General features: G+C 66.4%; 11 protein-coding genes. 5 read left to right on the plus strand and 6 right to left on the minus strand.

Annotation, left to right across the window (positions count from 1 at the left end; genetic code table 11):
- Position 1 precedes the first annotated feature (1 nt).
- Genes fdhF through ACFPOB_RS20110 form a run of 3 tightly spaced genes read left to right on the plus strand, consistent with a single transcriptional unit; the run spans position 2 to position 3,976 of the window.
- Positions 2-2,884, plus strand: coding sequence for a formate dehydrogenase subunit alpha (fdhF, locus tag ACFPOB_RS20100; RefSeq protein WP_377800173.1), 2,883 nt, complete (start codon positions 2-4; stop codon positions 2,882-2,884).
- Positions 2,871-3,716: a formate dehydrogenase accessory sulfurtransferase FdhD gene (gene fdhD, locus ACFPOB_RS20105; protein WP_377800175.1), complete on the plus strand. Its 846-nt coding sequence runs from the start codon at positions 2,871-2,873 to the stop codon at positions 3,714-3,716. Before fdhF ends, fdhD begins: the two co-directional genes overlap by 14 nt.
- Positions 3,713-3,976 (plus strand): formate dehydrogenase subunit delta, encoded by a 264-nt coding sequence (locus tag ACFPOB_RS20110; protein ID WP_377800176.1) that lies wholly within the window; start codon positions 3,713-3,715, stop codon positions 3,974-3,976. Before fdhD ends, ACFPOB_RS20110 begins: the two co-directional genes overlap by 4 nt.
- A 48-nt stretch (positions 3,977-4,024) precedes the next feature.
- Here ACFPOB_RS20110 and ACFPOB_RS20115 read toward each other — a convergent pair whose 3' ends face one another.
- Positions 4,025-4,783, minus strand: a complete 759-nt coding sequence (locus ACFPOB_RS20115; protein ID WP_377800177.1) for an SDR family oxidoreductase — start codon at positions 4,781-4,783, stop codon at positions 4,025-4,027.
- 98 nt (positions 4,784-4,881) lie between these two features.
- Here ACFPOB_RS20115 and ACFPOB_RS20120 point away from each other — a divergent pair, with 98 nt between their 5' ends.
- Positions 4,882-5,829: an AraC family transcriptional regulator gene (locus ACFPOB_RS20120; protein WP_377800178.1), complete on the plus strand. Its 948-nt coding sequence runs from the start codon at positions 4,882-4,884 to the stop codon at positions 5,827-5,829.
- Here ACFPOB_RS20120 and ACFPOB_RS20125 read toward each other — a convergent pair.
- Positions 5,783-6,784 (minus strand): 4-hydroxyproline epimerase, encoded by a 1,002-nt coding sequence (locus ACFPOB_RS20125; protein WP_377800179.1) that lies wholly within the window; start codon positions 6,782-6,784, stop codon positions 5,783-5,785. The two genes, ACFPOB_RS20120 and ACFPOB_RS20125, sit on opposite strands and share 47 nt — an antisense overlap.
- 102 nt (positions 6,785-6,886) lie before the next feature.
- Between ACFPOB_RS20125 and ACFPOB_RS20130 the strand changes: the two genes are divergently transcribed.
- Complete coding sequence (locus ACFPOB_RS20130; RefSeq protein WP_377800180.1) at positions 6,887-7,921, plus strand: Ldh family oxidoreductase; 1,035 nt, start codon at positions 6,887-6,889, stop codon at positions 7,919-7,921.
- Positions 7,922-8,033: 112 nt separating this feature from the next.
- Here the strand turns inward: ACFPOB_RS20130 and ACFPOB_RS20135 are convergent, their stop codons facing one another.
- From ACFPOB_RS20135 to ACFPOB_RS20150, 4 genes are all read right to left on the minus strand, one after another.
- On the minus strand, positions 8,034-8,795 hold the full coding sequence (locus ACFPOB_RS20135) for a hypothetical protein (RefSeq protein ID WP_377800181.1): 762 nt from the start codon (positions 8,793-8,795) through the stop codon (positions 8,034-8,036).
- 161 nt (positions 8,796-8,956) lie between these two features.
- Positions 8,957-9,916, minus strand: coding sequence for a dihydrodipicolinate synthase family protein (locus ACFPOB_RS20140; protein ID WP_377800182.1), 960 nt, complete (start codon positions 9,914-9,916; stop codon positions 8,957-8,959).
- Positions 9,917-10,193: 277 nt separating this feature from the next.
- Positions 10,194-10,898 carry a GntR family transcriptional regulator gene (locus tag ACFPOB_RS20145; protein ID WP_377800183.1) on the minus strand — a complete coding sequence of 235 codons (705 nt, stop codon included), beginning with the start codon at positions 10,896-10,898 and terminating at the stop codon, positions 10,194-10,196.
- 86 nt (positions 10,899-10,984) lie between these two features.
- Positions 10,985-13,261 carry a glycoside hydrolase family 31 protein gene (locus tag ACFPOB_RS20150; protein ID WP_377800184.1) on the minus strand — a complete coding sequence of 759 codons (2,277 nt, stop codon included), beginning with the start codon at positions 13,259-13,261 and terminating at the stop codon, positions 10,985-10,987.
- Between the last annotated feature and the right edge of the window lie 4 nt (positions 13,262-13,265).

Here is a 13,265-nt window from a genome sequence, read left to right on the forward strand (position 1 = left end):
GATGAGCCTGATCAAGGAAATCGATTTCGGAACGCCGATCCGGGTCGCCGAGAAGACGGTGACACTGACCATCGACGGCGAGAGTGTCACCGTTCCGGCCGGCACCTCGGTGATGGCGGCGGCGATGAGCCTGGGCACCAAGATCCCCAAGCTCTGCGCCACCGACTCGCTCGAGCCCTTCGGCTCCTGCCGGCTCTGCCTGGTCGAGATCGAGGGCCGGCGCGGCACGCCCGCCTCGTGCACGACGCCGGCAGAAGAGGGCATGGTCGTCCGGACCCAGTCGGAGAACCTCGCCGGTCTGCGCAAGGGGGTGATGGAACTCTACATCTCCGATCACCCGCTCGACTGCCTGACCTGCTCGGCCAATGGCGATTGCGAATTGCAGGACATGGCCGGCAGCGTCGGCCTGCGCGAGGTCCGCTACGGCTATGACGGCGAGAACCACGTCAAGCCGCTGGCGATGGAGGGCTACGCCAACGAGAACTGGCTGCCCAAGGACACCTCGAACCCCTATTTCACCTACGACCCAAGCAAGTGCATCGTCTGCAATCGCTGCGTGCGCGCCTGCGCCGAGGTACAGGGCACTTTCGCGCTGACGATCACCGGCCGCGGCTTCGATTCGCGCGTCGCTGCCGGGCCGACCGACTTCCTCGGCTCCGAATGCGTCTCCTGCGGCGCCTGCGTCCAGGCCTGCCCGACCGCGACGCTGATGGAGAACAAGGTGATCGAGCTCGGCCAGCCCGAGCATTCGAAGGTCACGACCTGCGCCTATTGCGGCGTCGGCTGTTCGTTCAAGGCCGAGATGCAGGGCGACCGCGTCGTGCGCATGGTGCCCTATAAGGACGGCAAGGCGAACGAAGGGCATTCCTGCGTCAAGGGCCGGTTCGCCTGGGGCTATGCGACCCACCAGGATCGCATGACGAAGCCGATGATCAGGGAGAAGATCACCGATCCCTGGCGCGAGGTCTCGTGGGACGAGGCGATCAACTACGCCGCCAGCGAGTTCAAGCGCATCCAGGCCAAATATGGCCGGGAATCGGTCGGCGCCATCACCTCCTCGCGCTGCACCAATGAGGAGGTCTATCTCGTCCAGAAGCTGGTGCGCGCCGGCTTCCGCAACAACAATGTCGACACCTGCGCCCGCGTCTGCCATTCGCCGACCGGCTACGGCCTGAAGACCACGCTCGGCACCTCCGCCGGCACACAGGATTTCAAATCGGTCGAGCAGGCCGACGTCATCCTCGTCATCGGCGCCAACCCGACCGACGGCCACCCGGTCTTCGCTTCCAGGATGAAGAAGCGCATCCGCCAGGGCGCCAAGGTGATCGTCGCCGACCCGCGCCGGATCGACATGGTGAAGTCGCCGCACATCAAGGCGCAGTACCATCTCCAGCTCAGGCCCGGCACCAATGTCGCGCTGATCAACGCCCTCGCCCATGTCATCGTCACCGAGGGGCTGATCGACGAGGATTATGTCCGCGAGCGCTGCGATCTCGCCGATTTCGAGGTCTGGGCCCGCTTCGTCGCCGAGGAGCGCAACTCGCCGGAGGCGAGCGAGCAGTACACCGGCGTGCCGGCCGCCGATCTGCGCGCCGCGGCTCGGCTCTATGCCACTGGCGGCAATGGCGCGATCTTCTACGGCCTCGGCGTCACCGAGCACAGCCAGGGCTCGACCATGGTGATGGGCATGGCCAACATCGCCATGGCGACCGGTAATATCGGGCGCGAGGGCGTCGGCGTGAACCCGCTGCGCGGCCAGAACAATGTCCAGGGCTCCTGCGACATGGGCTCGTTCCCGCACGAGTTCACCGGCTATCGCCATGTCTCCGACGACGCCACGCGTGACATCTTCGAGAAGCTCTGGGGCGTCCAGCTCGATTCCGAGCAGGGCTTGCGCATCCCGAACATGCTCGACGATGCGGTCGGCGGCAGCTTCAAGGGCCTCTATGTCCAGGGCGAGGACATCGCCCAGTCCGATCCGAACACCCAGCACGTCACGGCCGGGCTCGCCGCGATGGAATGCGTCGTCATCCAGGACCTGTTCCTGAACGAGACCGCGAAATACGCCCATGTCTTCCTGCCCGGCTCCTCCTTCCTGGAGAAGGACGGCACCTTCACCAACGCCGAGCGCCGCATCAACCGCGTCCGCCAGGTGATGACGCCGCTCTCCGGCAAGGCCGAGTTCCAGGTCACGATCGACCTGGCGCGGGCGCTGGGCCTCGAGATGAATTACGCCCATCCCAGCGAGATCATGGACGAGATCGCCCTGGTTACCCCGACCTTCGCCGGCGTCAGCTACGCCAAGCTCGACGAGCTCGGCTCGGTGCAGTGGCCCTGCAACGACACGGCCCCGGCCGGCACGCCGCTGATGCATGTCGACCGCTTCGTGCGCGGCAAGGGCAAGTTCATGATCACGGAATACGTGCCGACGCAGGAGCGCACCGGCCCGCGCTTCCCGCTGATCCTGACCACCGGGCGCATCCTCTCGCAATACAATGTTGGCGCCCAGACCAGGCGCACCGAGAACCAGACCTGGCATGACGAGGACGTTCTGGAGATCCATCCGTTCGACGCCGAGAGCCGCGGCATCAAGGACGGCGATCTCGTCGCGCTCGCCAGCCGCTCGGGCGACATCTCGCTGCGCGCCGAGATCTCGGAGCGGATGCAGCCAGGCGTGGTCTACACCACCTTCCACCACGCCTCGACCGGCGCCAACGTCATCACCACCGACTATTCCGACTGGGCGACCAACTGCCCGGAATACAAGGTCACCGCGGTCGAGGTGCGCAGGACGAACTATTACTCCGAATGGCAGGAGCGCAATCGCGAGGAGGACATCTCGCTACGCCTGATCGCCGGACGCCTGCCCGATGCCGCGGAATAGCCCGCCCGCCCAGCCGCCGGCCAGCCACGCGGTCCCGATCCGGACCGTGCGCTTCAGCGCGGCTGCAACTGTGCGCGATGCCAGCGCCGAGGTCGCGGTCGAGGCTCCGGTCAACATCGTCTATGGCAACATGCCCTATGCGGTGATGATGACGACGCCGTCCGATCTGGAGGATTTCGTCGCCGGATTCTCCCTGACCGAGGGCATCATTCGCGGCATCGACGAGATCAGGTCGATCGTGGTGACGCCGCAGGACGAGGGCATCGTCGCGACCGTCGAGCTGGCGCCGGGCCGCTTCCGCGAGCATCTGGCGCGCCGGCGCAATCTCTCCGGCCGCACGGCCTGCGGCCTCTGCGGCGTCGAGACCCTGACCGATCTGCCGACAGCGCAGAGCGCATGCCGCGCGGATCTTCCGATCGCAGCGGACGCGATCGCCAGGGCGCTCGCCGAACTGGATACCCATCAGCAGCTCAACCGCCTGACCCGCTCGGTCCATGCCGCCGCCTGGTGCGATCGTGGCGGCGCGATCCTGGCGGTGCGCGAGGATGTCGGCCGCCACAATGCCCTCGACAAGCTGATCGGCGCACGCCTGCGTGCCGGCCATGATGGGAACGACGGATTCATGCTGGTTACCAGCCGAGCCTCTTTTGAGATGGTCGAGAAGGCGGCGATCTTCGGGGCGGGCACCTTGGTCGCGATCTCGGCGCCGACCTCGCTGGCGATCGAGCGGGCGAACGCGCTCGGCCTGACCCTGGTCTGCATCGCGCGCGCCGATTCCGCGACGGTCTTCACCGGCCGTCTCGCCGACACCGTGGAGAGCGCAGCGAGATGATCGAGGTTACCAGCGCCAAAACGATGAGCCACGATCATGCCGGCGAGCATCTCGCCAAGCTCGCCTTCATGGCCAACCAGATCAGCGATTTCTTCAAGTCGTATCCCGAGGAGCAGGCGATCGCCGCGATCGCCGACCACATCAACCAATTCTGGACGAAGCGCATGCGCGAGGAGTTCCGGACCGGCTTCGAGGCGGATGCGACGGCCCTGTCGCCGCTCGTACGGCAGGCGCGCGCCAAGGTCAGGCCGGGCAATTGACCGGCTGAGCCGCCCCTCGCGCGCCCCGGCAGATCGTACAGTGATACCCTAGCGGCGCCCGCCGCCCGCCCTCTCCGCCAACGCCACCGCATCCGCACCGGCCGGGAAGTGGAGCCGGCCCGAGCTGTCGTTCGCCGCCTGCCAGACGACCTCTGCGACGTCGCTCTCCCTGGTCACCAAGGCCGGCTTGGCGAAGGCGGCGAAGATCGGCTCGGCGAAGGCGGCGTAGCTCGCCGGGATCATGTCCTCGATGCGCACGCCGCTGTTCTGCGTGAAGCGCGTGGTCGGGGCATAGCCCGGCTCGACCAGCTTGGCCCTGATGCCGAAATGGCCGAGCTCATGGGCGAGCGAGCCGGTGAAGCCCTCGATCGCCTGCTTGCTCGCCGTATAGGCCGCCGCCAGCGGCATTGACACCAGCGTGACGCTGGAGGTGACGTTGACGATCGCGCCGGAGCCCCGCGCCCGGAATTGCGGGATCACGGCCTGGCACATCGCCATCGTTCCGAAGGTGTTGGTCTCGAAGACCTTGCGGATATGGTCCATCGGCGTCGCTTCGAAGGCGCCGGCCACGCCGATCCCGGCATTGTTGACGAGGACGTCGATCGGCCCCGCTTCCGCGAGCACCGTCGCGATGCTGTCCACATCGGTCACGTCGAGCGGCAGGATGCGCAGCGCCGGCGAGCGCGGCAGGATGTCCTCGCGCGGCGTGCGCATGGTCGCGACAACGTTCCAGCCCTGCGCGAGGAAATGGCGGGCGGTCTCCAGACCATAGCCCGAGGAGCAACCGGTGATCAGCACCGTCTTCATGATGATGTCCTTGCTGGTTTCGATGCTACCGTGATACGAGCAGCGTTCAGGACGATCTACGATCGATAGTCCATATTTTATTTGAGATAGTCCGGATCATGATCGACCCGCTCGCCGAGATCATCAGCCTGCTGCGGCCACGCGCGGTGTTCACCAAGGGCATCAGCGGCGCCGGACGCTGGGCCGTGCGCTATGCCGATTTCGGCTATCCCAGCTTCTGCGCGGTCGTCGAGGGCAGCTGCCGCCTCGCCATCGACGGAGAGGAGGTCCTGACCCTGGCCGCGGGCGATTTCGTGCTGCTGCCGACGACGCCCGGATTTATCCTGTCCGGCTTCGAGCCGGCGACGCCGATGCTAATCACGCCCGATCTCGCGCCCTCGCCTGATACCGAGCTGCGCCATGGCGATCCCGACGCCCCGGCGAATGTGCGCCTGCTCGGCGGCTACTTCACCTTCGATGTCGACGAGGCCGGCCTGCTCGTCTCATTGCTGCCGGCACAGATCCAGATCCGCGAGGTCCCGCGGCTCTCGACCCTGGTGCGGCTCCTCATCGAGGAATCCGGCGCTCAGCGGCCCGGCCGGGAGCTGGTGCTCGGCCGCCTCGTCGAGATCCTGCTGGTCGAGGCGCTACGGCTAACGCAGGCGGCGGATGCGCCGGCAGGGCTCTTGCGCGGCCTCGGCGATGCCAGGCTGGCGGACGCCATCCGCAGCATCCATGCCGAGCCGGCCCGCGCCTGGACGATGGCCCGGCTCGCCAGGAAGGCCGGGCTGTCGCGCTCGGCCTTCTTCGAGCGCTTCGCCCGCAATGTCGGCGTGCCGCCGATGGAATATCTGCTGGGCTGGCGGATGGCGCTGGCCAAGGACCTGCTACGTCGCGACATCGACGTCGCTGAGGTTGCCGAGCGTGTCGGCTATGGCTCGGCCAGCACCTTCAGCACGGCCTTCAGCCGCCATGTCGGCCAGCCGCCCGGCCGCTATGCCCGCAGCCTGGCGGAGCGGCCTATTTCACCACGAAGCCGTGCGCGAACGGGTCGCGGTCGTCGATGAAGATGGTGTTGTAGCCGGTCATCCGGGCCCAGCCGGCGATCGAGGGAATGATCGCCGGGCGATTCGCCACCGTCGTCGCCGCCTCGACGCGGCCCTTGAACAGCGAGCCGATGATCGACTCGTGCACGAACTCGTCGCCGACCGCGAGCTTGCCCTTGGCGGCGAGCTGCGCCATCCGCGCCGAGGTGCCGGTGCCGCAGGGCGAGCGGTCGATCGCCTTCTCGCCATAGAACACGGCGTTGCGCGCATGGGCGCTACCTTGCGTCGCCTTGCCCGTCCACTGGATGTGGGAGAGGCCCTGGATCTCCGGATGCTCCGGATGGACGAATTCGTATTTCGCGTTCAGCGCCGCGCGCAGCTTCGGCGACCAGCCGACCAGCTCGCCGGCGGTGTGGTCGGCCATGTCCCGAAAATTCTTCTGCGGCTCGACGATCGCATAGAAATTGCCGCCATAGGCGACGTCGACGACGATTTCGCCGAGCCCCTCGACCTCGGCACTCAGCCCTTCCGCATAGAGGAAGCCCGGAACATTGGTCAGGCGGACCTCCTCGACGAAGCGGCCCTCCTGGCGATAGCTGATGTCGACCTTGCCGGCCGGCGCGTCGATCGAGAGCCTGCCCGGCTCGCGCGGCGTGATCAACCCGTTCTCGATGCCCATGGTGATCGTGCCGATCGTGCCATGGCCGCACATCGGCAGGCAGCCCGAGGTCTCGATGAACAGCACGGCGACGTCGCAATCGGGCCGTGTCGGCGGATAGAGGATCGAGCCCGACATCATGTCGTGGCCGCGCGGCTCGAACATCAGCCCGGTGCGGATCCAGTCGAACTCGCGCAGGAAATGCGCCCGCTTCTCCAGCATGGTCGCGCCGTCGAGGCGCGGCCCGCCGCCCGAGACCAGGCGAACCGGGTTGCCGCAGGTGTGGCCGTCGATGCAGGAGAAGGTGTGGCTGGCCATGGTTCAGAACTTTCCTCAGGCGCGCAAAGCCTGCTTGAAGTCATGTCGGCTTTTTGAATACAGCATGTATACAGATTTGCAATGACAGAGGCAGGCAACGCCATGAGCGAGACGACAACCCTCAGTGTGGAGGCACTGACGCGCCGGATCGAGGCGGTCTTCCGCAAGGGCGGATTGTCGCCGCTTCATGCCGCGGCGCTGGCCCGCGTGATCGCGGCCGGCGAGCGCGACGGCTGCAAGTCGCATGGCGTCTACCGGGTCGAAGGCTGCCTGCGCACCATCAAGGCCGGCAAGGTCTCGCCCGACGCCGAGCCGATGCTGCACGATGACGGCTCGGCCGTGCTGCGCGTCTCGGCCGGCGGCGCCTTCTCCTGCGCCGGCTTCGAGCTGGGGGCTCTGGCACTGGCGGAACGCGCCAGGAAACTAGGCTTGGCCGCGCTGGTGATCAACGACTGCACGCATTTCTCGGCGCTCTGGCCGGAGGTCGAGGCGCTCGCCGAAATGGGCGTTGCTGCGCTGGCGATGTGCCCGAGCTATGCCACCGTCGCACCTTCAGGCGGAACCAGCGCGCTGCTCGGCACCAATCCACTCGCCTTCGGCTGGCCGCGCAAGGATAGCCACCCTTACGTCTTCGACTTCGCCACCAGCGTCGCGGCGCGTGGCGAGATCGAATTGCATCGCCGTGCCGGCAAGCCCCTGCCCGAGGGCTGGGCCCTCGACTCGCAGGGCCAGCCGACCACCGATCCGGCCGCGGCGCTCGCCGGGGCGATGCTGCCCTTCGGCGGACACAAGGGCTCGGCGATCTCGACCATGATCGAACTCTTGGCCGGCGTGATGATCGGCGACCTGACCAGCCAGGGCGCGCTCGATGTCCTGGGAACCACGACGCTGGCGCCGCAGCATGGCGAACTGATCCTCGCATTCTCGCCCGAGCGCTTCGCCGCCGGCCGCCCCGGCGATCCCTTCGCCCGCGCCGAGATCCTGTTCGAGGCGATCGCCGGACAGGGTGCGCGCCTGCCCTCGCAGCGCCGCTTCAAGGCCCGCGAGGCCTCGCTGGCGGAGGGTGTCGCGCTGACCGCAGCCGAGATCGATCAGTTGGACCGGCTGGAGGCGCTGGGGCTCGACGCCGTCACCTGACCAACGAGAAGGCCAGAGGCTTGGCGGAACGGTCAGCTCACGACCCATTACGGACATTGCGGTCTCGACTTCTCGAATACGGCGCGCGGCGTGAATGAATCCGAGACCAGCCTTAATAGTTCGTGCGAAAGGCGCTCTCGCCGTTTCCAACGCCGCCAAACGTAAGTCTCGCCGAGCGAAATGCGGTATTTGGGCCGTCTGGCACATTTAGGGCTGGTAGCCGGTCCTTGATGCCTCGAGTTATTGGATATCCGAACAACCAGCGCGGCCAAGGCAACGGCAGAAGAGAGAATGGCCAAATGCCAGATGAGACAATTTCGAGTGTGGCGCGCTTAAACGTGTATCCCTTGCCAAAATAATAGGGGAACTCGGATGGGCCGAGCTGTCTCATTGTTGTTGGATCGTTAACTTCCGAGAATGTTGCGAGCGTTGGGATGAGCGGCGGCGGCAGTTCCACCTTGCCTTCAAGGCGCAAGCCTTTGGACTGCAATGCGGCTAGCGCGTCTGTGCTGCCCCAGCCCTGAACGGCACCGGTCAACGCAGTGACGGGCAACCAGCGCATCTCAAATCCACTTTCGGCGCGCGCTCCATGCGCAATCAGCATTACAACATTGCGGCCATTTCCGAGGTCGAAAAATACAGCTTCACCGCGCAAGCGCGCGTAAGCATTCCCACCACCAATGCCGGCTGCCCACCGCGGTCCGCGGCCATAGCTTACGCTCATAACGCCGGAGCCACTGCGCACGCCCTCGGGTGTGTCAGCTTCGATCGTGAGGCGGAAGTGATACGTGCCGAAACTCTCACCACACGCTGTCAAAGAGACGGCATAGATCGCTCCGATGAGCAGGATGAGGGCGATCTTCCATTTGGACATATTGCTTGCCGCCTGCCACAACCTTTGCGGGAGAACTAGTCCAAAGTTGCTAACTTCCGCTTTCGACCCAACTGAGACATTCGTCACGTGGGGCTGCTTGCCACCCATGGCCAATGGTGAGGCCCTCCCGTCTCCGGGACGGCCTGTCCTGAGCAAATGCCTCAGGCCGCATGCTTCAGCGCGGCGGGCTGCTTCGCCCACTGCGCGTACCAGCCGTCGAACAGCTTGAGCTGCGCCTCGACATAGCCGCGCTGGCTCTCGCCGAGCACATCGGTCGGGTTGAAGTGCAGCGTGTACTCGGCATCCCCCTTCAGCACCATCATGTGCTTGAAATAGAGCACGAGCTCCGGCCCCTCGTCGAAGGAGGACAGCACCGCGAGCGCCGCCTCCAGCTCGAGCGCGAGGCGCCGCGCCTCGACATCGCCCTTCGCCGCCGCCTGGCTCAGGCTGACGAGGTGCAGCACCTCCCTGGGCAGCACGCAGCCGATACCGGTGATCGCGCCGGTCGCGCCGCAGTTGACGAAGCCGTGGAAGACGCAGGTGTCGACGCCGATCATCAGCGAGACGTCATCGTCGCGGCTGGTGATGTTTTCCGCGGCGTAGCGCATGTCGGCGGCGCCGCCAAACTCCTTGAAGCCGACCAGGTTCGGATGCTCGGCCCGCAGCGCGAAGAACAGGTCGGCGCGGGTGGCGAAGCCGTAATAGGGGCTGTTGTAGATCACCGCCGGCAGATCGGGCGCCGCGGCGAGGATCGCCTTGAAATGGTGGCGCTGCGCCTCGACCACCGAACCGCGCGACAGCACGCGCGGGATCACCATCAGCCCCTTGGCGCCAACCTTCTGGGCATGGGCGGCATGGGCGACGGCGGAGGCGGTGTTGACCGCGCCGGTTCCGACGATCACCGGCACGCTGGCCTTCACCAGGGCTTCGACGCCTTCCATGCGCTGCGCGTCGGTGAGCAGCGGCCAGTCGCCCATCGAGCCGCAATAGACCACGGCCGACATGCCGGCGGCGATCAGCTCCTTGCCCTTGCGCACCAGCGCCTCGAAGTCTGGGCTGCGGTCGTCCTTGCAGGGGGTCATCAGCGCCGGCATGCAGCCGGAAAAGATCTGGGCCTTCATTACGCGCTCCTCGGGCTGGCGGTTCAACGCGCGGCCTATGTCACCGCCTTGGTCGACAAAAATAATACTCTTTGTATTTTATTTGTCGACAAGAAAATTGAGCGGCCTGGAGCTCCCTTCGGAACGAGCATTTCACCCAAGGTGCGGTCATTCCGGCCGCAGCGGAGCGGAGCGCCGGAATCCATCGTAGAGCTCAGCGCCCTTCGATGGACTCCGGAACTGCGCGGCTCCGCCGCTTGTCCGGAATGACGGTAGCTGGACGAGAGAAGAGAGCGTCCTACAGCACCAGCGTCTGGCGCCTGTCGCGGGCGATCAATTGCTGGATCTGCTGGACGATCTGGTCGGCATGGGCCTTGGCCAGCCGGTCGGCGCCCTCGACGTCGCGGGCCGCGATCGCCGCGATCATCTCCTCATGCTCCGCCACATAGCGCTGCGGCAGGCGATCCTCGAAAGAGGAGTAATAGAGTCGCAGGATGCGCCGGCCCTCGTCGAGCAGGCGGCAGAACAGTCCCGTGTAATACGGGTTGCGCCCGGCTTCGGCGATGGCGGCATGGAAATCACGGTTGGTCGCGATCATGGCGAGCGCGTCCTGCGCCTCGACCGCCCCGGCGAAGGCGGCCTGCCGGGCGCGGATCACGTCGAGATCCGCCGGCACGTGGAACTCGGCGGCCAGCCTTGTGGTGACGCGATACATCAGCGTGATCGCGTCGAAGAAGGTATGCAGGTTGAGGAAGTCGATATTGGACACCACCGTCGAGCGGTTGGGCAGCGTCGTCACCAGCCCTTCGCTCGCCAGCCGCACCAGCGCCTCGCGGATCGGCGTGCGCGACATCGACAGCCGCTCGGCGAGCTGAATCTCGTCGATCGGGCTGCCCGGCGGCAGCACCAGGTCGATGATGTCGTCGCGCAGAATGTCGTAGACGAGCTTGACGCCCTCGCCCCGCTTGCGCTCGGCCGGAGCCGCCGTGGTCCTGTCGGTCATGTCGAAACCTCTTGTCGACATGACGAATACAGATTGTACCCAGAGGCAGCAACCGCGCCGGCCGAGACCGGCGCGGTCGAGCAGACTCAGCCGCCGATCTGCCGGATCGCGATCTTGTTGAAGCGCGGCTTGGCTTCGCCCTGCTGCTCGATCGCGACCTCGCCATTGCGGACCTCGAAGCGCAGCACGGTCGAGCCGGCACCGCGCCAGTCGGCGGTCTCGCCATCGTCCTCGTAGAGCTCGCCCGAGGCGCCCTCGACCACGCCGCAGACCAGCACCTCGCGTTCATCGCTGATGCCCTTGGCATCGCCGAGCGGGATCAGCGCCCCGGCCCGCACGAACAGCGGCAGCCTGCCGAGCGGCGCGGGAACCGTGACGGTGACGCCGGCGGGGTAGTGCTTGCCGTCATGCCAGTCATACCAGCCGCCCTCATGCTGCGGCAGATAGGCGCTGCGCTCGCGCGCGCCCTCCTCCAGCACCGGCGCGACCAGTACGTCCGGGCCGAGCATGAAGACATCGTCGACCGTGACCGCCGTCGCATCCTGCGGGAAATCGTAGAGCAGCGGGCGCACGGCCGGGATGCCGTCGCGGCTCGCCCGCCACATCTGCGTGTAGAGATAGGGCATCAGCCGGTAGCGCAGCGAGATCGCCTCGCGCACCTGCGGGATCATCTCCGGATACATCCAGGGCAGGTTGACGACGCCGTCATCGTTCCAGGAGTTCATCACCATGCGCGGCCAGAGCGCGCAGAACTCGTTGAAGCGGACGAAGAGCTCCGGGCCGGGCGTCGGCCCATGGAAGCCGCCGACATCATGGCCGATCGAGAATAGGCCCGACAGGCTCATATTGAGCCCCTGGGTCAGGTTGTAGCGCAGCGTCTTCCAAGCGGTCTCGTTGTCGCCCGACCAGGTCTGCGCGTAGCGCGAGATGCCGGCGCAGCCACCGCGCGTGATCGCATATTGCCGCTTGCCCGGCTCGCGCGCAGCCTGCGTCTCATAGGAGAGCTTGGTCATCAGCAGCGGCTGCGCCGGGCGCGCCAGCGCTTGGCGGAAGGGTCGCCCGTCGCCGTCGCAGACCGCGTCCTCGTCCCAGATCTCGTATTCGTTGTTGTCGTTCCAGACCGTGGTGAAGCCATGGTCGAGCAGCGCACTCTCGATGCCGGCGCGCCACCAGGCCCGGCCCTTCGGGTTGGTGTAGTCGACATGGAAGCCGAGCCCGTCCCAGAACTGCGCCACCGCCGGCTCGCCGGTTTTGGCATCCTTGACCAGGAAGCCCTGGTCGAGCGCTTCCTTGAGGCGCGGGTGATCATCGAGCAGGCAGGGCTTGAGATTGGCGACCGTGTGCATGCCGGCTTTGTTCAGCCGCTTCATCGTCGCCAGCGGCTCCGGGAACTTGTCGCGGTTCCAGTTGAAGGCGTAGCGGCGCTGGCCGATCTGGGTATAGCCCGAGCCGAAATGGAAGCTGTCGCAGGGGATGGCGTGCTTGCGGCATTTGGCGATGAAGTCGCTGATGCGGGCATCAGCATCGGGCGCATCGGCGATCGCCATCGAGGTCACGCCGAAGCCGAAGGACCAGCGCGGCGCAAAGGCCTGGCCGCCGGTCAGCCAGGAGAAGCGCTTGACCACATCCGGCACGGTCGGGCCGGCCAAGACGTAATAGTCGAGATCGCCATCATCGCCTTTCCAGGAGCGGAACAGGCCGTGATAATTGTCGAGCGTGCAGCCGAGATCGACGCTGCCGGTCGAGAGGTTGTCGTAGAACACGCCATGGGCGCCCGCCTTCCCGTCGACGATGAAGAAGGGCAGCATCTTGTAGAGCGGGTCGGACAATTCGGCATCGAAGCCGCAGGGATCGACAGCATCGATCGCAAAGCGCCGCCCGGTCCGGTCGAGCGGGCCGGCCTTGTCGCCGAGCCCGTAATGCCGCTCGGCATAGTCACGCGCCATGAAATGCGCCACTGCGCCGGTGCGCGGCGAGACCAGATAGGCCTGCGTCGTGCGGTCCTGCAGGAAGGGCTCAGCCTCGCCCTCGCGCCGCCAGGCGATACCGAACGGCGACAGCGTCACCTCGGCGGAGAGGCCGCCAGCCGAGAGCGTGACCTTGCCCTCGCCTTCGGCGACACTCGCCTGCGGGCAGGAGAAGCCGGAAAGATCGTCGCGCGGGCGCCCCTCATAGGGCGGCTCGAGCCCGCCGGGCGCGATCGACCAGCCGCGGTCGAGCCGGTAGCCGTCTTGCGGCTTCAGCGTCACCCGGCCGATATCGCCTTCGAGGATACGCACGGCGATGGTCGCGCCAAGGCCGACATCGAACAAGGCGGCTTCGCCGTCGCGGCCGAGATAGCGGCCTTGCGTCAGGGCTTTCATGGAA

Source organism: Allobosea eneae (genome assembly GCF_042657265.1).
Lineage (GTDB): Bacteria > Pseudomonadota > Alphaproteobacteria > Rhizobiales > Beijerinckiaceae > Allobosea > Allobosea eneae.